Annotated in this window: 22 protein-coding genes; 16 read left to right on the plus strand and 6 right to left on the minus strand. The window is 71.0% G+C overall.

Translation table 11 applies throughout. The features are described from left to right. The first annotated feature begins 28 nt into the window (after nucleotides 1-28). Nucleotides 29-685 carry a trimeric intracellular cation channel family protein gene (locus tag OHA64_RS33210; protein ID WP_405619438.1) on the plus strand — a complete coding sequence of 219 codons (657 nt, stop codon included), beginning with the start codon at nucleotides 29-31 and terminating at the stop codon, nucleotides 683-685. Here OHA64_RS33210 and OHA64_RS33215 read toward each other — a convergent pair. After that, entirely contained in the window at nucleotides 594-1,823 is a 1,230-nt protein-coding gene (locus OHA64_RS33215; protein ID WP_405619440.1) for an alpha/beta hydrolase, read from the minus strand. The genes OHA64_RS33210 and OHA64_RS33215 overlap by 92 nt on opposite strands. A gap of 189 nt (nucleotides 1,824-2,012) precedes the next feature. On the opposite strand from OHA64_RS33215, the gene OHA64_RS33220 reads away from it, so the two are divergent. After that, nucleotides 2,013-2,864 carry a thioesterase family protein gene (locus tag OHA64_RS33220; protein ID WP_405619442.1) on the plus strand — a complete coding sequence of 284 codons (852 nt, stop codon included), beginning with the start codon at nucleotides 2,013-2,015 and terminating at the stop codon, nucleotides 2,862-2,864. A gap of 214 nt (nucleotides 2,865-3,078) precedes the next feature. Next, the gene (locus OHA64_RS33225; RefSeq protein ID WP_405619444.1) at nucleotides 3,079-3,498 is read left to right on the plus strand and encodes a hypothetical protein; all 420 of its coding nucleotides are present in this window, start codon (nucleotides 3,079-3,081) and stop codon (nucleotides 3,496-3,498) included. A 211-nt stretch (nucleotides 3,499-3,709) separates the two neighbouring features. Here the strand turns inward: OHA64_RS33225 and OHA64_RS33230 are convergent, their stop codons facing one another. Continuing rightward, the gene (locus OHA64_RS33230) at nucleotides 3,710-4,336 is read right to left on the minus strand and encodes a TetR family transcriptional regulator (protein WP_405619446.1); all 627 of its coding nucleotides are present in this window, start codon (nucleotides 4,334-4,336) and stop codon (nucleotides 3,710-3,712) included. A 121-nt stretch (nucleotides 4,337-4,457) separates the two neighbouring features. Here OHA64_RS33230 and OHA64_RS33235 point away from each other — a divergent pair, with 121 nt between their 5' ends. The 3 genes from OHA64_RS33235 (at nucleotide 4,458) to OHA64_RS33245 (ending at nucleotide 6,205) form a co-directional block, all read left to right on the plus strand. After that, entirely contained in the window at nucleotides 4,458-4,625 is a 168-nt protein-coding gene (locus tag OHA64_RS33235; protein WP_405619448.1) for a hypothetical protein, read from the plus strand. A gap of 68 nt (nucleotides 4,626-4,693) precedes the next feature. Next, nucleotides 4,694-4,972 carry a DUF4190 domain-containing protein gene (locus OHA64_RS33240; RefSeq protein ID WP_405619450.1) on the plus strand — a complete coding sequence of 93 codons (279 nt, stop codon included), beginning with the start codon at nucleotides 4,694-4,696 and terminating at the stop codon, nucleotides 4,970-4,972. A gap of 69 nt (nucleotides 4,973-5,041) precedes the next feature. Then, nucleotides 5,042-6,205 carry a cysteine desulfurase family protein gene (locus OHA64_RS33245; protein WP_405619452.1) on the plus strand — a complete coding sequence of 388 codons (1,164 nt, stop codon included), beginning with the start codon at nucleotides 5,042-5,044 and terminating at the stop codon, nucleotides 6,203-6,205. 55 nt (nucleotides 6,206-6,260) lie between these two features. Here OHA64_RS33245 and OHA64_RS33250 read toward each other — a convergent pair whose 3' ends face one another. Further along, complete coding sequence (locus tag OHA64_RS33250; RefSeq protein ID WP_405619454.1) at nucleotides 6,261-6,929, minus strand: N-acetylmuramoyl-L-alanine amidase; 669 nt, start codon at nucleotides 6,927-6,929, stop codon at nucleotides 6,261-6,263. A gap of 60 nt (nucleotides 6,930-6,989) precedes the next feature. Between OHA64_RS33250 and mnmA the strand changes: the two genes are divergently transcribed. After that, entirely contained in the window at nucleotides 6,990-8,120 is a 1,131-nt protein-coding gene (gene mnmA, locus OHA64_RS33255) for a tRNA 2-thiouridine(34) synthase MnmA (RefSeq protein WP_405619456.1), read from the plus strand. A 31-nt stretch (nucleotides 8,121-8,151) separates the two neighbouring features. Here the strand turns inward: mnmA and OHA64_RS33260 are convergent, their stop codons facing one another. Further along, nucleotides 8,152-8,931, minus strand: a complete 780-nt coding sequence (locus tag OHA64_RS33260) for an alpha/beta fold hydrolase (protein WP_405619458.1) — start codon at nucleotides 8,929-8,931, stop codon at nucleotides 8,152-8,154. Nucleotides 8,932-8,980: 49 nt separating this feature from the next. Beyond that, the gene (locus tag OHA64_RS33265; RefSeq protein ID WP_405619460.1) at nucleotides 8,981-9,307 is read right to left on the minus strand and encodes a DUF427 domain-containing protein; all 327 of its coding nucleotides are present in this window, start codon (nucleotides 9,305-9,307) and stop codon (nucleotides 8,981-8,983) included. Nucleotides 9,308-9,357: 50 nt separating this feature from the next. Between OHA64_RS33265 and OHA64_RS33270 the strand changes: the two genes are divergently transcribed. The 9 genes from OHA64_RS33270 (at nucleotide 9,358) to gatB (ending at nucleotide 20,155) form a co-directional block, all read left to right on the plus strand. After that, nucleotides 9,358-9,897: a TIGR00730 family Rossman fold protein gene (locus OHA64_RS33270; protein WP_405619462.1), complete on the plus strand. Its 540-nt coding sequence runs from the start codon at nucleotides 9,358-9,360 to the stop codon at nucleotides 9,895-9,897. A gap of 34 nt (nucleotides 9,898-9,931) precedes the next feature. Next, nucleotides 9,932-10,630 carry an SDR family oxidoreductase gene (locus OHA64_RS33275; RefSeq protein ID WP_405619464.1) on the plus strand — a complete coding sequence of 233 codons (699 nt, stop codon included), beginning with the start codon at nucleotides 9,932-9,934 and terminating at the stop codon, nucleotides 10,628-10,630. A 49-nt stretch (nucleotides 10,631-10,679) separates the two neighbouring features. Continuing rightward, nucleotides 10,680-11,681 (plus strand): methionine synthase, encoded by a 1,002-nt coding sequence (locus OHA64_RS33280; RefSeq protein ID WP_405619466.1) that lies wholly within the window; start codon nucleotides 10,680-10,682, stop codon nucleotides 11,679-11,681. Between the two features lie 15 nt (nucleotides 11,682-11,696). Then, nucleotides 11,697-13,889, plus strand: coding sequence for an NAD-dependent DNA ligase LigA (gene ligA, locus OHA64_RS33285; protein WP_405619468.1), 2,193 nt, complete (start codon nucleotides 11,697-11,699; stop codon nucleotides 13,887-13,889). A gap of 282 nt (nucleotides 13,890-14,171) precedes the next feature. Further along, nucleotides 14,172-16,427 carry a putative bifunctional diguanylate cyclase/phosphodiesterase gene (locus OHA64_RS33290; protein ID WP_405619470.1) on the plus strand — a complete coding sequence of 752 codons (2,256 nt, stop codon included), beginning with the start codon at nucleotides 14,172-14,174 and terminating at the stop codon, nucleotides 16,425-16,427. Nucleotides 16,428-16,584: 157 nt separating this feature from the next. Then, a complete protein-coding gene (gatC, locus tag OHA64_RS33295; RefSeq protein WP_016432511.1) occupies nucleotides 16,585-16,881 on the plus strand; it encodes an Asp-tRNA(Asn)/Glu-tRNA(Gln) amidotransferase subunit GatC in 297 nt (98 codons plus the stop codon). 5 nt (nucleotides 16,882-16,886) lie between these two features. Continuing rightward, nucleotides 16,887-18,389, plus strand: a complete 1,503-nt coding sequence (gene gatA, locus OHA64_RS33300) for an Asp-tRNA(Asn)/Glu-tRNA(Gln) amidotransferase subunit GatA (RefSeq protein ID WP_405619472.1) — start codon at nucleotides 16,887-16,889, stop codon at nucleotides 18,387-18,389. After that, nucleotides 18,386-18,625 carry a hypothetical protein gene (locus OHA64_RS33305; RefSeq protein ID WP_405619474.1) on the plus strand — a complete coding sequence of 80 codons (240 nt, stop codon included), beginning with the start codon at nucleotides 18,386-18,388 and terminating at the stop codon, nucleotides 18,623-18,625. The genes gatA and OHA64_RS33305 overlap by 4 nt, the downstream gene beginning before the upstream one ends. Before the next feature lie 15 nt (nucleotides 18,626-18,640). Next, nucleotides 18,641-20,155, plus strand: coding sequence for an Asp-tRNA(Asn)/Glu-tRNA(Gln) amidotransferase subunit GatB (gene gatB / locus OHA64_RS33310; RefSeq protein ID WP_405619476.1), 1,515 nt, complete (start codon nucleotides 18,641-18,643; stop codon nucleotides 20,153-20,155). Between the two features lie 59 nt (nucleotides 20,156-20,214). Here gatB and OHA64_RS33315 read toward each other — a convergent pair whose 3' ends face one another. Continuing rightward, a complete protein-coding gene (locus OHA64_RS33315; RefSeq protein ID WP_405619478.1) occupies nucleotides 20,215-21,024 on the minus strand; it encodes an SAM-dependent methyltransferase in 810 nt (269 codons plus the stop codon). Between the last annotated feature and the right edge of the window lie 4 nt (nucleotides 21,025-21,028).

The raw sequence follows: 21,028 nt of genomic DNA on the forward strand, positions 1-21,028 counted from the left end.
GCACCCGGGTTCTGAGTAACAATATGGGGTGCTTCAGCAACTGTTCAGTCCCTCCGTCCAGCACACGCTCGAGGTCGTCGGCATCTTCGTGTTCGCGATATCCGGCGCGCTGCTGGCCGTCCGCAAGAACTTCGACGTCTTCGGCATAGCCGTCCTCGCCGAGGTCACCGCGCTGGGCGGAGGGCTGTTCCGCGACCTGGTCATCGGAGCCGTGCCGCCCGCCGCCTTCACGGACCTCGGCTACTTCATCACCCCACTGTTCGCCGCCCTCCTCGTCTTCTTCCTGCACCCGCACGTGGAACGCATCCAGGGCGCGGTCAACGTCTTCGACGCGGCCGGCCTCGGCCTGTTCTGCGTCGCCGGCACCACCAAGGCGTACGAGTACGGACTCGGCCTCACCTCGTCGGTGGCCCTGGGTCTGGCCACCGCGGTCGGCGGCGGTGTCCTGCGGGACGTGCTCGCCAACGAGGTGCCGTCGCTGCTGCGTTGGGACCGCGACCTGTACGCGGTCCCCGCGATCGTCGGCTCCACGATGGTCGTACTGTGCCTTCGCTACTCCGCCCTCACCCCGCTCACCAGCGGGTCCGCGGCCCTCACGGCCTTCGTGCTGCGGTTGCTCGCGATGCGGTTCCACTGGCGAGCTCCGCGTGCCTGGCACCGGCGGTCGACGGTACGGGAGGAGTAGCGCCCCGCCCGGGACGGCTCTGGCCCATCTCCACGGTCAGCCAGCGGAACGACGGGACCACCTGGGGCCGCCACAGCGCCATGGTGTGTCCGCCCGCGCTCTTCGGGACGTAGACCACGTGCACGGTCGTCGGCGCCTTCGCGCTCTGTTCGAGAGCCACCGCCGCCTCGTAGCCGTCGTGCGGCTGGCCGGAGAGGTAGAGCGCGATCCGGGGCGGGGTGCGGGCCTCCCTCAGCTTCAGGAGCGGGTTGTTCGCGTTGCGCAGGGCGGGGCTCTGCGCGGTCAGCGAGTTGCGTTCGCCGATCGGGTCGTCGTAGCCGGACAGGCTGACCGCGGCCCGGTAGCGGTCGGGGTGGGCGACGGCGAGCTTCGTCGCACAGTGCCCGCCCGCCGAGTACCCGGCGACCGCCCAGCCCGCCGGAGCCGGCTCGGCGCGGAAGTTGTCCATGACCATCTTCGGCACGTCGACACTGAGCCAGCTGTCGGCGTTCACCGTGCCCGGCAGATTGGCGCAGCCGGTGTCCACCCCGGCCAGCAGGTTGGTGCGCGGCGCGACCAGGATGAACGGCGCGACCTGGCCGTCCTTCATCAGCGGCAGCAACTGCTCATGCACCCGCAGGGACCCGAACCATGCCTTCGCCGACCCGGGATAGCCCGGCAGCAACTCCACCACCGGGAACCTGTGATGACGGTAGGCGGGCTCGTGGTACTGCGGCGGCAGCCAGACGTAGACCTCGGCGTTCACGCCCGACACCCGGCCCTTGAGCTGGGTGACCCGCACGCCGCCCGCGGCGCGCATCCCGGACCCGCCGGCCTGCTCGAACGTCTGCCGGACCTTGGGCAACCGGTGCAAAGCGATCCCGCCGGTGCCGTCGGCGCCCAGGTCGGCGGCCTGCTGGACGTGGTCGCCGGTACCGAGGACGTCGCCCCAGTTGTCGTAGAGGTTGTTCTCGTTGTTGACCAGAACGAAGACCAGGGCCACCGCCGTTCCCTGGGCGAACAGCAGCATCAGCACACGAGCCGCGGCCCGCGCCACTTTGGGTCCCGGCAGCCGTGACCACAGCACGAGCGGCAGCACGACCGCGACGACGGCCAGGGCGATCAGTGTGTAGAGGAAGGTAGTCCCGGTGAGGCTCATGCCCCTACAGAGGGGAAGCCGGGGCCATGGGTTTACGGACGAGTACGGACACTTACCGAGATATTGCCGAGGCCTCACCTGAGATCGAGCCGACCTCGAGCTGACCTCGACCTGATCTCGCCGGAGGGCGTCATGCGCCCGTAACGTTCAAAGCTACCGCTTAGTAATCTACTGTTGTACCGTTCAGGCATGCCAGAAGCAGCTATCGCGCGCGCCGTCGTCGGCGACAGCGAGTTCGACCGGGACACCGCGCTCACCCTCCGCGAGCCCGGGGTCTACGACATCGACCTCTCCGCCGGCTGGACGATCATCAGCGCCGTCAACGGCGGCTACCTGCTGGCCGTCCTGGGTCGCGCGCTCGCGCACGCCCTGCCGCACGACGACCCGTTCACCATCTCGGCGCACTACCTGACCGCCTCCCGGCCGGGCCCGGCAGTGGTGCGCACGGACGTCGTCCGTACCGGCCGCACGCTCTCGACCGGCCAGGCCTCGCTCTTCCAGTACGACGACCAGGGCCGCGAGATCGAACGCATCCGCGTCCTCGCCTCCTACGGCGACCTGGACTCCCTTCCGGACGACGTCCGTACGACCGCGACGCCGCCCGCGCTCGCGCCCGTCGAGCAGTGCTTCGGCCCCGAGGACGGACCCGCCCCGGTGGAGGGCAGTTCGGCCATCGCCGACCGGCTGATGCTCAAGCTCGACCCGTCGACGCTGGGTTGGGCGCTCGGCGCGCCCTCGGGCAAGGGCGAGATGCGGGCCTGGTTCGGGCTCGCCGACGGCCGCGACGCCGACCCCCTCTCGCTGTTGCTCGCGGTCGACGCGCTGCCGCCGACCGCGTTCGAGATAGGCCTGTCCGGCTGGGTGCCCACGGTCGAGCTGACGGTCCATGTCCGCTCCCGTCCGGCGCCGGGCCCGCTGCGGGTGTCGATCACCACGCGCAACCTGGCGGGCGGCTTCCTGGAGGAGGACGCCGAGGTGTGGGACAGCGCGGACCGGCTGGTGGCGCAGTCGCGGCAACTGGCCCGGGTCAGGCTCGGCTGAGCGGTCGGTGCCGGCCGCGTTCGGCCCCTTCTGTCACGGTGCTGTACCAGCGGGTGGATGAGGTGTCCGGGGAGAAGGGCAGGTCAGGGCGCTCCCTATAGGGGCACTTGACCTGGCGCACAGACCCGGCACAGGGCGGCCCCAAGGAAGGCCTAAGCGGCGTTGGTTGAGTGCCCGCCTCAGGACGTCCTCATCTTCCTTGGAGTTGATTCCCATGCGGCGTGTGCGTCTCGTCCCCGCGGTGGCCCTGCTCGCGCTCTCGCCCCTGGTCCTGGTGGCCTGCGGCTCGGGTGACTCCTCGTCGTCGAACAGTGGCAACTCCGGTCAGCAGCAGGCATGCCAGGCGCCGTCCGGAGCGCCGAGCGGCAACCCCTCGGGGATGCCGAGCGGCGCTCCTTCGGGCGCTCCGTCAGGCGCTGTGTCGGGTGCCCCCACCGGCAATGCGACGGGGAAGCCGACCGGCACCCCTTCGGGCATGCCGAGCGGCGCGCCCAGCGGCGGGCAGGGCGGCGGGCAGGGCGGCCCCGGAGGGGGTCAGGGAGGCGGCTGCGGCGGGCCGGGCGGGGGCGGCGGCGCGGGCGGCGGTGGCGCGGCGCCCAGCGGGGCCCCAAGTCGGCAGGCACAGCAGGGCTGACGACCGCGCGGGTCGTGTGCGGGGGCGGAACACCCGGCCGACGGGTGGGCCGCCCTTGTGTGGTGTCCGGGCCCGCCCGTCACGTGTGCGTTGTCCGGACCCGGCCGCGCGAAGGTCGGCCGGATCTGGCCGATGGTTGTCGGCCCTGGACCCTTGGCCCCTTGGCAACTGGTCGTTGGACTGGCGGTTGGCGGTGGCCACCCGGTCCCGCTCAGTCCAGCCAGTGCCGGCGGCCGATGCTGATGAGCCGCATCTGGCGCTCCGCCACCTGTGCGACCCGCTCCCGTTCCTCCTCCGGGGACTCCTGGGCCTCCAGGAACAGCGAGGCGGTGATCAGCATCTGGTCGACGTAGAGGTTGGCGAGCATCAGGAGGTCGTCGTCGTCCCAGTCGGCGGACTCGGGGTCCTTGGCCAGTTCGTCCCTCACCTCCTGGCCGAACCTTGACAGTTGGTCCCGTATCGCCTGCCGGACCGGCTGGACCCCGCCGTGCCGCTCGCGGGCGATGAACCGGACATGTGCGGGGTACACGGCCACGTGGTCGGCGATCAGCTCGATGGCGCGCTCGATGCGCTGGCCGCTGCCGTCGGCGGTGGACACCGTCGTCCGGATCATCGGGTGCAGGCTGCCCAGCGCCTCCTCGACCAGGGCCACGCCGAGATCCGCGATGGAGCGGAAGTGCCGGTAGAAGGCGGTGGGCGCGACGCCGACGGCGCGCGTGACCTCGCGCAGCCCGAGGCTGCTCAGGCTCTGTTCCTCCAACAGGCCCAGCGCCGCGTCCAGGAGGGCCTGGCGGGTCTTCTGCTTCTGGACCTGTCGGATGCCGAGAGTGTGACTCATGACATGCAGTTAACAACTGTTCTCTGGAATTGAAAAGCCATGGGGAGCGCTAGACTGGGAAGTCAGTGAACAACTGTGACTACAACCGTTCACCCAAACGTAACGGAGGGGGATTCCCGCCATGCTGTTCCTCGTTGCCGCGCTCCTGCTGCTCGGCGTCGTCATGGGCACCGTCGCCCACGCGCCGCTGTCCTTCACCCTCGTCGCCGCCGCCGTCATCGCCGTCTGGCTCGGCATCTTCGCGATCCGCGAGCACCATGGCCGCCGTCGCGGCACGACCGCGAACTGACGCGCACCGACGCGAACCGACCAGCCGTCCGCCCGTACGACCTCTCGTCCCCAAGGAGCTGACCCGTCATGCAACTCACCGCACCGGCCAACGCCACCACCACGCGCCGCAGCGGCGCCCGCGACGCCAACGGCATGGCCGTCGCATCCTTCATCCTCGGCCTTCTCGGGCTGCTGGTCCTCAACCTCTTCCTCGGCCCGATCGCCATCGCCCTGGCCGGAGCGGCCCTGTGGCGCGGCACGACCCGCAAGGGCCGTGCGTACCTGGGCCTGGGGCTGGGCGTGGCGGACCTCCTGGTCCTCGTCACCTTCATGCAGATGGACAACACGGTGTCCTGGAGCTTCTGAGGCCGGCCGAGGAGTCTGTCCGGCCGCCCCCGAGGCCGCCTGCTGGCGACCCGTAGAATCGGGGCCACCATGGCATACCTCGACCACGCCGCGACCACCCCGATGCTCCCCGAGGCGGTCGAGGCACTCACCGCGCACGTGGGTACCACCGGCAACGCCTCCTCCCTCCACGCGTCCGGCCGTCGCGCGCGGCGATCCGTCGAGGAGGCCCGAGAAGTCCTCGCCGAAGCGCTCGGCGCCCGCCCCAGCGAGATCGTGTTCACCTCCGGCGGCACCGAGGCCGACAACCTCGCGGTCAAGGGCCTGTACTGGTCCCGCCGTGACGCCGATCCGGCCCGCACCCGGGTCCTCGCCAGCCCCGTGGAACACCACGCCGTCCTGGACGCCGTTCACTGGCTAGGCGAACACGAGGGCGCCACGATCGAGTACCTCCCGGTCGACCCGCACGGCCGAGTCCACCCCGAGGCGCTGCACGAAGCCATCGCCCGCAACCCCGACGACGTGGCCCTCGCCACCGTCATGTGGGCCAACAACGAGATCGGCACGGTCCTGCCGGTCCGTGAACTCGCGGCGACCGCGGCCGAGTTCGGCGTCCCCCTGCACTCCGACGCCGTCCAGGCCTTCGGCCAGATCCCCCTCGACTTCGCCGCCTCCGGCCTCGCCGCGATGACGGTGTCCGGCCACAAGATCGGCGGCCCCTACGGCATCGGCGCCCTGGTCCTCGGCCGCGAGCACACCCCCGTCCCCGTCCTGCACGGCGGCGGCCAGGAGCGACACGTCCGCTCCGGCACCCTCGACGTGCCCGCGATCGCCTCGTTCGCGGTGGCCGGCCGTCTGGCCGCCGAGCAGCGAGAGTGGTTCGCCCGGGAGATCGGCGCCCTGCGCGACAGCCTGATCGAGGCGGTTCGTACGGCGGTCCCGGACGCGATCCTCGGCGGTGACCCCGTCGACCGACTCCCGGCCAACGCCCACTTCACCTTCCCGGGCTGCGAGGGCGACTCCCTGCTGCTCCTGCTGGACGCCCAGGGCATCGAGTGCTCCACCGGCTCCGCCTGCACCGCGGGTGTCGCCCAGCCCAGCCACGTCCTCCTCGCCACCGGCACCGACCCCGACCTGGCCCGCGGCACCCTGCGCTTCTCCCTCGGCCACACCTCCACGGAGGCCGACGTGGAAGCGGTCGCCAAGGTGATCGGCCCGGTGGTGGAACGGGCGCGGGCGGCGGGGCTGACCTAGTGTCCGGGCCCTGGTCCGGGACCAAGGATCGGGACCCCGGGCCGGGCGCGCACGCTCACGCCGCCGCCGTACGGGCCTGCCGGACGAGCTTCATGTACCGGTCCCAGTCCCAGTGCTTCCCGGGATCGGTGTGGTCCGTCCCCGGCACCTCCACGTGGCCGATGATGTGCTCACGGTCGACGGGGATGTCGTAGCGGGCGCAGATCCGGGCGGTGAGCCGCGCCGAGGCGCCGTACATCTCGTCCGTGAAGTCCTCGGGCCGGTCGACGAATCCCTCGTGCTCGATGCCGACACTGCGTTCGTTGTAGGCGCGGTTGCCCGCGTGGTACGCCACGTCCAGCTCGCGGATCATCTGTGTGACGTGGCCGTCCTTGCGGACGATGTAGTGGGCGGCCGCCCCGTGCCCCGGGTCCTGGAACACCTTCACGGCGCTGTCGAAGCTGCCCTGGGTGACATGGACGACCACCATGTCTATGCCGTAGTCGTCGGGGCGGTCCGCGCGCCGCCAGTTCGCGTCGGAGGCGGCCACCCACTTCGCGCCGACGTAGTCGACCTCGCCATCCTTGCGCGGCTTCTCCACGCCGGGCGCGCGCCACCACAGGCGCGCCAGCTCGTCACGGGCCAGCACGGCGGTGCCCGCCGCGGCCGCCGTCCCGCCGATCGGCAGGGCACGCCGACCGATGCGCCGGTCGGCGTCCTTCTCGTTGGCTCGTCTCGCCCCCATGTGATCGTGAACGGATACTCGGCGGTTCCGGTTCCCGCGCCCCCGTACCCTGGAAGGGTTATGACTGACACCACGCAGCCCACCCGTCCGCTCCGCGTCCTCGCCGCCATGTCGGGCGGGGTCGACTCCGCCGTCGCCGCCGCCCGCGCGGCCGAGGCGGGGCACGACGTGACCGGCGTCCATCTCGCCCTCTCCGCGAACCCGCAGTCGTTCCGCACGGGAGCGCGTGGCTGTTGCACCATCGAGGACTCCCGCGACGCCCGCCGCGCCGCCGACGTCATCGGCATCCCGTTCTACGTGTGGGACCTCGCCGACCGCTTCCGCGAGGACGTCGTCGAGGACTTCGTCGCCGAGTACGAGGCCGGCCGTACCCCGAACCCCTGCCTGCGCTGCAACGAGAAGATCAAGTTCGCGGCACTGCTCGACAAGGCGCTCGCTCTCGGCTTCGACGCGGTCTGCACCGGCCACTACGCCCAGGTGATCGTGAACTCCGACGGCACCCGCGAACTGCACCGCGCCTCCGACATGGCGAAGGACCAGTCGTACGTCCTCGGCGTCCTGGACGACCGGCAGCTCGCCCACGCGATGTTCCCGCTCGGCGACACCGTCACCACGAAGGACGAGATCCGCGCGGAGGCCGAGCGCCGCGGCCTCGCGGTCGCCAAGAAGCCCGACTCGCACGACATCTGCTTCATCGCCGACGGCGACACCCAGGGCTTCCTCGCCAAGCGCCTCGGCAAGGCCGAGGGCGACATCGTCGACGAGTCGGGGACCAGGCTCGGCACCCACGAGGGCGCGTACGGCTACACCATCGGCCAGCGCAAGGGCCTCAGGATCGGCACCCCGGCCCCCGACGGCAAGCCGCGCTACGTCCTCGACATCTCCCCGGTCGACAACACGGTGACGGTCGGCCCGGCGGCCGCGCTGGACGTGACCGCACTGACGGCGATCAAGCCACGCTGGTGCGGAGCCGCACCCGTCGGCCCCGGCACCTACACCGCCCAGCTGCGCGCCCACGGCGGCGAGACCGAGGTACACGCGGAACCGGTCGACGGCACCCTGGAGGTGACGTTCGCCGAACCGGTCCGCGGCGTCGCCCCCGGCCAGGCCATCGTCCTGTACGACGGCACGCGCGTGGTGGGGTCGGCGACGATCGCGTCGACGGTGCGGGCGACGGCCGGGGTCGCCTGAACCGACGGCCGGGGCGGCCCGGTCCGTACCCCTACTGACCCAGGAACTCCGCCAGCACAGGTGCCAGCACCTGCGGATCCACCATGTGGGTCTGCCCCTCCAGTACCCGGTACGTGCCCTCGGGTGCCGCCTCGGCGACCGCCTGGGCCGCCTCGCGCAGCCACCCCGGGCTCGCGCCGCCCGCGGCGGACAGGACCGGGACGGTGACCGACGCCAGCAGGTCCCGGGGCACCAAGCCGTCGCCCATGACCGTGTTGTCGTGGGCGAGGCTCGGGGCGATGGCCTCCATGCCGGACCACATGGGGGACTGGCGGGCTCCCTGGATCATCTGCTCGGCCAGGCCGGTCAGCCTCAGGAACAGCTCCACCGCGTCGCCGCGCCGGCCGTGTGCGAGCGCCTCGTCCAGGCGCTCGGTGTACTCGGCGCGCTCCTTGGTGCCGCCCTCGTACACGGCGTACGGCACCTCGTACACGGCCACCCGGCGCACCGGCAGTCCGCTCGCCGCGGCGTGCAGCGCCAGCGCGCCGCCGGACGAGATGCCGTACAGCGCCGCCTCGCCGCCCAGCAGCTCGATCAGCGCGGCCAGGTCCTCGACCTCCCGGTCCACCGCGTAGGGGGCCGTGTCGCCGCTCTCGCCGCGGCCCCGACGGTCGTACACGACGACGTCGAAACGGTCCGCCAGGGCGGCGGCCAGCGGCCGCATAGTGCCGCCCGTCGACATCGCGCCGCTCACCAGGACGACCGCCGGGCCCTGTCCGGTGCGTTCGTACGCGACAGGGGTGCCGTCGCGCGAAAGGGTCTTCTTGTCCATGCCTCAGAAGACTGCCCCACAGCACCGGATTAATCGGTCACCACACCGGCTACTCCACTTCTTCCACTTCGTAGAAGCAGAGGTGGTCCTTGATGCCGGCCACGTCCGGCTTCGGTTCGGGGTAGGCCCACACCACGTCCGCCGCGTCCGGCAGCGACCAGTAGGAGGCCGTGCCCTTGAACGGACAGTACGTGTGGGTGTCGGAGGGGGTCAGCAGGTCGAGCCGTACGTCCTCGGGCGGGAGGTAGTAGCGCACCGGACAGCCCGTCTCCCGCAGGAGAAGGGGCCGTTCACTCTCCGCCAGCACCTGGCCGCCATGGACGGCCCGTACGCGCCGCGTGCCTTGCTCGATGGTGATCGTGTGTCCTTCAGCCATACCGTGAAAGCACTCGCAGGCCCCCGGTTCTTCCCGCGTACCGTGACCGTATGCGAATCTGCGTCTTCCTCTCCGCCGCCGACCTCGACGACCGCTACACCCGCCCCGCGCGCGAGTTCGCCGAACTGATCGGCAAAGGCGGACACACCCTCGTCTGGGGAGGCTCCGACGTCGGGCTGATGAAGGTGGTCGCGGACGGGGTGCAGGAGGCGGGCGGCCGGCTGTGCGGGGTCTCCGTGGACTTCCTGGCGGCCAAGGCGCGGCAGGGCGTCGAGGAGATGGTGATCGCGAAGGACCTCGCCGAGCGCAAGAAGCTGCTCCTGGACAGGGCCGACGCGGTGGTCGTCATGGTGGGCGGCACCGGCACGCTGGACGAGGCCACCGAGATCCTGGAGCTGAAGAAGCACGGGCACACCGACAAGCCGGTGGTCCTCCTCAACACCGCGGGCTTCTACGACGGCCTCAAGGAGCAGTTCCGCCGCATGGAGGACGAGGGATTCCTGCCTCGGCCGCTGACCGACCTGGTGTTCTTCGCCCAGGAGCCGGTGGGGGCGCTGGCGTACCTGGAGGAGAGCGCGGGCGTCGAGTGAGGTGGGTGCGGTGCCCGGCCACGGTGATGCGAGCATGGCGGACATGGCGACACATGTGATCACCGGGGCCGGATCCGGCATCGGCGCGGCCGTGGCCCGCCGGCTGCACGCGCGCGGGGACGATCTCGTGCTGCACGCGCGCGACGCGCGCCGTGCCAAGGAACTGGCGGTGGAGTTTCCCGGGGCGAGGACACTGGTCGGCGATCTCGCGGACCCCGACAAGCTGTCCTGGGCCTTCTCCCACCAGACGCTCCCGGACCGGGTGGACTCCCTCCTGCACATCGCGGGCGTGGTCGACCTCGGGCCGGTCGGCGAGCTGACTCCCAAGTCCTGGCGCCATCAGCTCAACGTCAACCTGATCGCGCCCGCCGAGCTGACCCGCCACTTCCTGCCCCAACTGCGCACCGCCCACGGCCACGTGGTGTTCGTGAACTCGGGCGCGGGGCTGCGGGCGAGCGCCGAGTGGTCCGCGTACGCCGCCAGCAAGCACGGCCTGAAGGCGCTCGCCGACTCGCTCCGCAACGAGGAGCACGACAACGGCGTCCGCGTCACCACGGTCTACCCCGGCCGCACCGCGAGCCCCATGCAGGTCAAGGTCCACCAGCAGGAGGGCAAGGAGTACGACCCCGCGCGGTGGATCGACCCCGAGTCGGTCGCGACGACGATCCTGCTAGCCGTCGACCTGCCGAGGGACGCGGAGATCAACGACCTGACGGTGCGGCCGGGGCGGTGAGGGAGGCTTCGCGGGCGAGGTCGCACCGAGCCCTACGTAGGCTTCACCCGTGAACGCACACTTCAGCTTCGGCCCCGCCACCGGTATCGGCTCCATGCCCGGCGGTGACGCCCGCGAGGCCGCCAAGACCGTCACCGGGTCCTTCGAGGACTTCCCGTTCCTCACCGAGCTGCCCGCCCGGGGGCCGGGCGCGGACATGATCGGCCGCACCGCCGGTCTGCTCGTCGAGCTCTACGCGCGCGTGGAGCCCAGCGGCTGGCGGATCGGTGACCGCCCGGGACGGGACACCAAGCGGGCCCGGTCCTGGCTCGGCGAGGACCTGGACGCCCTGGAGGAGTTCACCCAGGGATACGAGGGCCCGCTGAAGGTCCAGGCGGTCGGGCCCTGGACCCTGGCGGCCGCCCTGGAGCTGAGGAACGGCGAGGCAGCCCTCTCCGACCCGGGCGCCTGCCGTGACCTCGCCGCCTCCCTCGCCGAAGGGCTGCGCGTGCATCTGGAGGAGGTCCGGCGCCGGATCCCCGGCGCCCAGGTCGTCCTCCAGCTCGACGAGCCGTCCCTCGTCGCCGTACTGCGCGGCCATGTGAAGTCCGCCAGCGGCTACCGCACCCACCGCGCCATGGACCGCCAGGTGGTCGAGGACACGCTCCGGGACGTCCTCGGGGTCCACGGCGGCGGACCGGTCGTGGTCCACTCGTGCGCGCCGGACGTCCCGTTCGCCCTGCTGCGCCGGGCGGGCGCGGCCGCGGTCTCCTTCGACTTCTCGCTTCTCACCGAGCGTGACGACGACGCGATCGGTGAGGCGGTGGAAGCGGGGACCCGGCTCTTCGCCGGAGTGGTGCCGGGCACGGACGGCCCATTGTCAGACCCTGCCGGTAGCGTCATGGGTGTCAGAACGCTGTGGCGCAGGCTGGGGCTGCATCCGGGACTTCTCACGGAGGCGGTCACGGTGACTCCGGCGTGCGGCCTCGCGGGGGCTTCTCCCGCGTACGCACGCGAGGCGCTCGCCCACTGCGTCCGGGCGGCGAGATCCCTCGCGGACAACCCTGAGTAACGGGAGGACAACACGGTGGCCGGCGAAAAGCAGGCGGAGACGACGGTGCCCACGGAGGCACGGGAGAAGCACGCGCAGCTCGCTGAGCAGATCGAGGAGCACCGCTTCCGGTACTACGTGAAGGACGCTCCCGTCGTCAGTGACGCGGAGTTCGACCAGCTTCTGCGCACCCTGGAGGAGCTGGAGGAGGAGCATCCGGAGCTGCGTACCCCGGACTCGCCGACCCAGAAGGTCTCCGTCGAGTACGAGACGGACCTCGCCGAGGTCGAGCACCGCGAACGCATGCTCTCCCTCGACAACGTCTTCGACGACCAGGGCCTCGCCGCCTGGGCCGACCGCGTCGCCAAGGACGTGGGCACAACCGGCTACCACCTGCTGTGCGAGCTCAAGGTCGACGGCCTCGCGGTGAACCTGACCTACGAGGACGGCAGGCTCACCCGGGCCGCCACCCGGGGCACCGGCCGGATCGGCGAGGACATCACGCCCAACGTCATGACGATCGCGGAGATCCCGCACCGGCTGAAGGGCGACCGGGTCCCGCGGCTGGTCGAGATCCGCGGTGAGGTCTACTTCCCGATGGAGGCCTTCCAGGACCTCAACGCCCGCCGGGTGGCCGCCGGCGAGAAGCCGTACGCCAACCCGCGCAACTCCGCCTCGGGATCCCTGCGCCAGAAGGACCCCAAGGTCACCGCGACGCTGCCGCTGCACATGGTGGTCCACGGCATCGGCGCCCTGGAGGGCTTCGACGGCATGACCCGGCTGTCCCAGGCCTACGACCTGCTGAAGACCTGGGGCCTGCCGACCTCCCCGCACAACAGGGTGGTCGACGACCTCGACGGCGTACGGGAGTTCATCGCGTACTACGGCGAGAACCGTCACTCCGTGGCGCACGAGATCGACGGTGTGGTGGTCAAGCTCGACGAGATCCCGCTCCAGGGGCGCCTCGGCTCCACCTCGCGCGCCCCGCGCTGGGCCATCGCGTACAAGTACGCGCCCGAGGAGGTCAACACCAAGCTGATCAACATCCGCGTGGGCGTGGGCCGTACGGGCCGGGTCACGCCCTACGCCCAGGTCGAGCCGGTCACCGTGGCCGGTTCGGAGGTCGAGTTCGCCACTTTGCACAACCAGGCCGTCGTCAAGGCCAAGGGCGTGCTGATCGGCGACACCGTGGTGCTGCGCAAGGCCGGCGACGTCATCCCGGAGATCCTCGGCCCGGTGGTCGACCTGCGCGACGGCGGCGAGCGTGAGTTCGTGATGCCGAGCGAGTGCCCCGAGTGCGGTACGGCGCTCCGGCCGATGAAGGAGGGCGACGTCGACCTGCGCTGCCCGAACGCCCGCAGCTGCCCGGCCCAGTTGCGCGAACGCCTGTTCTATCTCGCCGGGCGCAAGTCGCTGGACATCGAGCACTTCGGCTATGTCGCCGCCGCCGCCCTCACTCAGCCGCTCGAGCCCGCCGAGCCGCCGCTCACCAACGAGGGCGACCTGTTCGACCTCACCATCGAGCGGCTGCTGCCCATCAAGGCGTACGTCCTCGACCAGGACAGCGGGCTGCCCAAGCGCGACCCGAAGACCGGCGAGGAGAAGGTCGCCACGGTCTTCGCGAACCAGGAGGGCAACGCGAGGAAGAACGCGCTGGCGATGCTGGAGAACATCGCGGCCGCCAAGGAGCGCCCGCTCGCCCGCGTTCTCACCGGCCTGTCGATCCGTCACGTGGGCCCGGTCGCCGCCGAGGCGCTGGCCCGCGAGTTCCGCTCCATCGAGCGGATCGACCAGGCCACCGAGGAGGAGCTGAAGAACACCGACGGCGTCGGCCCGATCGTCGCCGCCGCGGTCAAGGAGTGGTTCGCCGAGGACTGGCACCGCGAGATCATCCGGAAGTGGCAGGCCGCGGGCGTCCGGATGGAGGCGCAGAGCTCCGGCGAGGACGAGGGGCCGCGTCCGCTCGAAGGGCTCACCCTCGTCGTGACCGGCACGCTCGAACACTTCACGCGGGACGGCGCCAAGGAGGCGTTGCAGAGCCGTGGCGCGAAGGTGACCGGTTCTGTTTCGAAGAAGACGTCATTCGTCGTTGTGGGTGACAATCCAGGATCGAAGTACGACAAGGCGATGCAGCTGAAAGTCCCGGTTCTGAACGAGGACGGGTTCGCAGTCCTGCTGGAACAGGGCCCTGAGGCGGCTGCCGAAGTGGCGCTTCCGGCGGAGGAGTAGCGAGGAACAGCGGTTGAAGGCCACCCGATCAGCGCATACCAGATGCATACGGGTGGCCGGGGCGCATTCGGGCAACCGTTGACGACCGCCGCCCGTAAAAGCCTTCTGCGGCCTACTGTTGAGAGGTGCGCCTGCCGTGCCCAGCTGCGGCCGGGGCATCCCTTTGCTCCTGAAGAGCCTTCAGGGGTGGTGGGAAGGGTTGACCAACGCGGCGCCGTCGAGGGTTGTTGTCGGGCACCGGGCCGCGTGGCGTGGGCACCGCCGGCTGTGAGAGGGACGGGAATGGAACCGAGCGAGAGCGCCGCCCCGGACTCACGGCTGCGCCTGCGCCGGATGGTCGGCGCATGGCGGGAGAGCCGGTGGACCGGGCTGACCGGGGAGCGTCCGGGCGCCGAGGGGCACGCCGCCGGACAGTACCCGGCCGGACCCTACACGGCGGCCGAAGGCCTTGCCGCCTCCCCCCGCACCACCGAACGCACGCCCGGACTGCCGGGCGAGGAACCGGACCGGCACCTGTCCTGGCCCACGCTGCCCGCCGCGATCGTCGCGTCCGCCGGATTCGTGCTGGGCGCCGGCTTCTACCGGGCCTTCACCGGAGGCCACGCGCTCTTCCCGTCCGGCACGGTCGGCTGGTCCCTGGCCGTGCTGACCGGAGTCATCGTCGGCCATCTGGTCGCGCTCGGCCGCGCCCGCTGGTTGGGTGGCACCGGCTCCGGCGCCGCCCTCACCCTCGCCGTCCTGCTGTTGTACGGCTGGGTGTCGGCCGGCCTGGTCAGCCTGACCGTGGTCCTGCTGGTCGGTGTGGCCCGCCGGCACCGCTGGCGACAGGGCGTGCTGCACGGCGCGGTGGACATCCTCGGCATCGCCGCCGGTGCCCTGCTGCTCGGCGCGTTCGGCCGGGTGCCGTCCGTCGAGCGCCCCTGGAACTCCGAATCCTGGACGTTCTACACCGCTCCCCAGGTGGTGCTGGTCGCGGTCGCCTATCTCGCGGTCACCCGCATCCTGGGCTGGTACCTCCACGCCCCGCGCTCCAGCGGTCTGCCGACCGTCGCGCGCACCGCCCTGGTCAGACAGGGCCTGGTCGCCGTCGCGCTGCTCGGCATCGCGCCCCTGATCTGTGTGGTCGCCACCGCCGAGCCCATCCTGCTGCCGCTGTTCGCCATCCCGCTCATCGCCCTCGACTCCACCCTCTGGATGGCCCGGGCCCGGGCCGAGGAGCAGCTGCGCGATCCGCTGACCGGGCTTCCCAACCGCCAGTGGCTGCTGGAACGCATCTGGACCGCCCTGGACGACGCGGAACGCATCGGCGCCCGCTCCGCCCTGATGCTCATCGACCTGGACCGCTTCCGGTCGGTCAACGACACGTTGGGCCACCTCGCCGGTGACCGGCTGCTGTTGCAGATCGCCGACCGGCTCCGGCTGGCGCTGCCCCGAGGCGCGGAGGCGGCGCGGCTCGGCGGTGACGAGTTCGCCGTCTTACTGCCGGTCGCCGACTCCACCACCTCCGCGACCCGGGTCGCCCGCGGCCTCGTGGCCGCCCTCAGCTCCCCGCTCGACCTCGACGGCCTCACCCTCGTGCTGGAGGCCAGCGCCGGAGTCGCCGTCTTCCCCGACCACGCCCTCGACGCCGAGGGACTGCTGCGCCGGGCCGACGTGGCGATGTACCAGGCGAAGCGCGACCGTACGGGCGTCGAGGTCTACGAGTCCAAGCGGGACTCCAACACACCGGACCGGCTCGGACTGCTCGGTGATCTGCGCCGGGCCCTGGACGCCCACGAGGTCCAGCTGCACTACCAGCCCAAGGTCCGCTTCGACGGACAGGTGGCCGGGCTCGAAGCCCTCGTCCGCTGGGTGCACCCCGAGCGGGGCAAGGTCCCGCCGGACGAGTTCATCGCCATCGCCGAGTCGTCCGGGCTGATGCCCTATCTCACGGAGTACGTCCTCGACACGGCTCTCGCCCAGGTCGCGCTGTGGCGCTCCCAGGGGCTGTTCGTCCCGGTGGCGGTCAACGTCTCCCCGCGCGATGTCCACACCCCCGGCTTCGCGGGATCGGTGGCCGCCCGGCTGGCCCGTCACGGTGTCCCCGCGGGAGCGCTGCAACTGGAGATAACCGAGCACGTCCTCCTGGAGGACCCGCAGCGTGCCGCCGACACCCTCGCCGGGCTGACCGCGCACGGCGTGAAGATGTCCCTGGACGACTTCGGCACCGGCTACTCCTCGCTGGTGCACCTGCGTCGGCTTCCCGTCAGCGAGCTGAAGATCGACCGGTCCTTCGTGGCCCGCCTCGCCGTCGACAACGAGGACGCGGCGATCGTGCGCTGCACGGTCGACCTCGCGCATTCCCTGGGCCTCCTCGTGGTCGCCGAGGGCGTCGAGGACGACGAGACCTGGGAGCGGCTACGCGACCTGGGCTGTGATGCCGTACAGGGCTGGCTGGTCGCGGCGGCGATGCCGCCGGAGGAGACGACGGCGTGGCTGCTGGCGCGGGGTTCGCGGGGCTGGCAGCGGCCACGTGCGGCGCTGCCGGCCGCCGAGTAACCGCAGGTACGCCGTCACAACGGCCGGTCCTCGCGGAGTGCGGTCGGGGAGCGGCAGCGCGCAGCCGCCGGTGGTGCGGGGAAACCGTTTAACAGGCACAGCGCGCCGCCCCATAGGATTGGTCCCAAACCACTCACTCACCCCAGAGGATCGCTGCATGCCTGGCATCACGCGCGAGGAGGTCGCCCACCTCGCCCGGCTGGCGCGTCTGGAGCTGAAGCCCGAAGAGCTCGACCACTTCGCGGGACAGCTGGACGACATCATCGGCGCGGTCGCCCGCGTCAGTGAGGTCGCCGACCAAGACGTACCGCCGACCTCGCACCCGCTCCCGCTGACGAACGTCATGCGGAAGGACGAGGTCCGTCCGTCGCTCACCCCCGAGCAGGCGCTCTCCGGCGCCCCGGCCCAGGAGCAGCAGCGTTTCAAGGTGCCGCAGATCCTGGGGGAGGACTAACCGCCATGACGGACAACATCACCATCATCAAGCTCACGGCCGCCGAGACCGCCGCGAAGATCGCCTCCGGCGAGCTCACGGCCGTCGAGGTCGCCGAGGCGCATCTGGCGCGCATCGAGGCCGTCGACGAGAAGGTGCACGCCTTCCTGCACGTCGACCGTGAGGGCGCTCTCGCGCAGGCCCGTGCCGTCGACGAGAAGCGGGAGAGGGGTGAGAAGCTCGGCCCTCTCGCCGGCGTCCCGCTCGCGCTCAAGGACATCTTCACCACCGAGGGCGTCCCGACGACCGTCGGTTCGAAGATCCTCGAGGGCTGGATCCCGCCGTACGACGCGACCGTCACGAAGAAGCTGAAGGCCGCCGACGTCGTCATCCTCGGCAAGACCAACATGGACGAGTTCGCCATGGGGTCCAGCACCGAGAACAGCGCCTACGGCCCGACCGGCAACCCCTGGGACCTCACCAAGATCCCCGGCGGCTCCGGCGGCGGTTCCTCCGCGGCGCTCGCCTCCTTCCAGGCCCCCCTCGCCATCGGCACCGACACCGGCGGTTCCATCCGCCAGCCCGCCGCCGTCACCGGCACGGTCGGCGTGAAGCCGACCTACGGGGCGGTCTCCCGCTACGGCATGGTGGCGTTCTCGTCCTCCCTCGACCAGGGCGGGCCCTGCGCCCGTACGGTCCTGGACGCGGCCCTCCTCCACGAGGCCATCGCCGGGCACGACCCGCTCGACTCCACCTCCATCGACGCCCCGGTCCCGCCGGTCGTCGAGGCCGCCCTGAACGGCAGCGTGGAGGGCATGCGGGTCGGTGTCGTGAAGCAGTTCCGCGGCGAGGGCTACCAGGCCGGCGTCATCCAGCGCTTCGACGAGTCCGTCGCCCTCCTCAAGGAACTGGGCGCCGAGATCGTCGAGCTGGACTGCCCGTCCTTCGACCTCGCCCTGTCGGCGTACTACCTGATCGCGCCCTCCGAGTGTTCGTCCAACCTCGCCCGCTTCGACGGCCTGCGTTACGGCCTGCGTACCGGCGACGACGGCACCCACTCGGCCGAGGCGGTCACCTCCCTCACCCGTGAGGCGGGCTTCGGCCCCGAGGTCAAGCGCCGCATCATGCTCGGCACCTACGCCCTGTCGAGCGGGTACTACGACGCCTACTACGGCAGCGCCCAGAAGGTCCGTACGCTCATCACCCGCGACTTCGAGAAGGCGTTCGAGCAGGTGGACGTCATCGTCTCGCCGACGACACCGACCACCGCCTTCCCGATCGGCGAGCGCGCCGACGACCCGATGGCGATGTACCTCGCCGACCTGTGCACCATCCCGACCAACCTGGCGGGCAACGCGGCCATGTCGCTGCCCTGCGGTCTCGCCCCGGAGGACAACCTCCCGGTCGGGCTGCAGATCATCGCCCCCGCGCTGAAGGACGACCGCCTTTACAAGGTCGGCGCAGCCGTCGAGGCCGCCTTCGTGGAAAGGTGGGGTCACCCGCTGATCGAGGAGGCTCCGTCGCTGTGAGCGCACTGACCAAGGCCAAGGGCTTCAAGAAGTCCAAGTCCGGTACCTACCTGTCCATCGCCGGGACCGCGTTCGGCGCGATCGGCGTCGCCAAACGGCTGAAGAAGGCCCGCGCCGACAAGGACACGCTGGTCCTGGTCGACGCCACCGTGTCCGCCGTCGCCATCGTCACCGGCCTCGCCATCCTCTACCGCGAGCTGAAGCGGCTGGGCGACGACGACGTCCTGCTGGGCTGAGAGGGAAGTTTCACCGTGACCACCACGACCGACCTGGTGTCGTACGAGGACGCGCTGGCGTCGTACGACCCCGTCATGGGCCTCGAGGTCCATGTCGAACTCGGCACCAAGACCAAGATGTTCTGCGGGTGTTCGACCGAGCTGGGTGCCGAGCCCAACTCGCAGACCTGCCCGACCTGCCTCGGCATGCCGGGCGCGCTCCCGGTCGTCAACGCGATCGGCATCGAGTCCGCGATCAGGATCGGTCTCGCGCTGAACTGCGAGATCGCCGAGTGGTGCCGCTTCGCCCGGAAGAACTACTTCTATCCGGACATGCCGAAGAACTTCCAGACCTCCCAGTACGACGAGCCGATCGCCTTCAACGGCTACCTCGACGTCCAGCTGGAGGACGGCGAGACCTTCCGGGTGGAGATCGAGCGCGCCCACATGGAGGAGGACACCGGCAAGTCCATGCACGTCGGTGGCGCGACGGGCCGAATCCACGGCGCCTCGCACTCGCTCCTCGACTACAACCGTGCCGGCATCCCGCTCATCGAGATCGTCACCAAGCCGATCGAGGGCGCGGGCGAGCGTGCTCCCGAGGTGGCGAAGGCGTACGTCCGTGAGCTGCGCGAGGTCATCAAGGCACTCGGCGTCTCCGAGGCCCGGATGGAGATGGGCCAGATGCGGTGCGACGTGAACCTGTCGCTGCGCCCGCACGGCCGCGAGAAGTTCGGCACCCGGTCCGAGACGAAGAACGTGAACTCGCTGCGGTCCGTGGAGCGTGCGGCCCGCTTCGAGATCCAGCGGCACGCTGCCGTGCTGAACGGCGGCGGCACGATCATCCAGGAGACCCGGCACTTCCACGAGGACACCGGGTCCACGACCTCGGGCCGCGTGAAGGAGGAGGCCGAGGACTACCGGTACTTCCCGGAGCCGGACCTGGTACCGGTGGCCCCCTCGCGCGAGTGGGTCGAGGAGATCCGGTCGGGTCTGCCCGAGTTGCCGCTGGTCCGCCGCAACCGGCTGCGCGAGGAGTGGGGGGTCAGCGCCAACGAGATGCAGTCGATCCTCAACGCCGGCGCGCTGGACCTGATCGTCGCCACCATCGACGCCGGTGCCGACGCGGCCTCCGCCCGCAAGCGGTGGATGGGTGAACTGGCCCGCAGCGCCAACGAGTCGGGCAAGGCGCTGGACGAGTTGGCGATCACGCCGGCGCAGGTCGCCCGGGTCACCGAGCTGGTGAGCTCCGGCGACCTGAACGACAAGCTGGCCCGCCAGGTCATCGAGGGCGTCCTCGCGGGCGAAGGCACCCCGGACGAGGTCGTCGACAAGCGCGGTCTGAAGGTCGTCTCCGACGAGGGCGCGCTCACCACGGCCGTCGAGGAGGCCATCGCCGGCAACCCGGGCGTCGCCGACAAGATCCGCGGCGGCAAGGTGGCCGCGGCGGGCGCCCTGGTCGGCGCGGTCATGAAGGCCACGCGCGGTCAGGCCGACGCGGCCCGTGTCAAGGAGCTGATCCTTCAGAAGCTGGGCGTCAGCGAGGGCTGAAGCACGCGACTCGGGGGGCTGTGTCGGCGTACTGACACAGCCCCCCGAGTCGTGTCATCTCACAGACGGCGACCGACGGCCCGTACGAAGCCCAGCGCGCGGCCCTCGTCGACGCGCACCATCTCGCCGACCTCTCGGGCCATGTGCCGGTGGAACTCCTCCGGACTCTCCTCGGCGACCACCTCGCACCAGAGCAGCCAGTCCTTCCAGCCGTCCGGCAGCCAGTCGGCCGCCTCGACCTCAACGGCCCCGCTGCGCGTCCAGTGGCGCCGCCACCAGTCGGCGGTGTGGAAGCACCAGAAGTCGGGCTCCCACCACGGCGTGAGATGCTCCGGCGGCTCGGTGTCCACCGGCTCCTCCCGCAGTGCGGGGACGACCACTCCGATCCGCCCGCCGGGCTTCAACAGCCACGTCAGTGTGGGCAAGTAGAGGTCGTCGGTACCGAAGTACTGGTACGCGTCGATCGACACGATCGCGTCGAAGCTGCCCTCGGCGAACGGCAGGTCGTGCGCCTCGGCGTGCACGGGCAGCACCCGGTCGGCGACGCCCGCCTGGGCGACGCGTACGGCGTTCTCGTCGGGCTTCACCCACAGGTCGGCCGCGGTGACCTGGACGTCGTACTCCTTGGCGAGGAAGACCGAGGTCATCGCGCGCCCGCAGCCCAGGTCGAGGACCCGGGCGCCGGAGGGCAGCGTGTCCAGGCCGAGGGCGGGGGCAAGCCACTCCAGCAGCCACAGCGCGTGCGGGCCCATCTGGTTCTCGATGGTCCAGCGGGCGTCGTAGCGGCTGCTGCGCGGCCAGTGCGGGTGGGTCAGTCGGTTAGTGAGGTCGTCGTTCGAGGTCGTGATGTCGGGTGAGGTGTCGGACATCGGT

Source organism: Streptomyces sp. NBC_00076, from assembly GCF_045041235.1.
Lineage (GTDB): Bacteria > Actinomycetota > Actinomycetes > Streptomycetales > Streptomycetaceae > Streptomyces.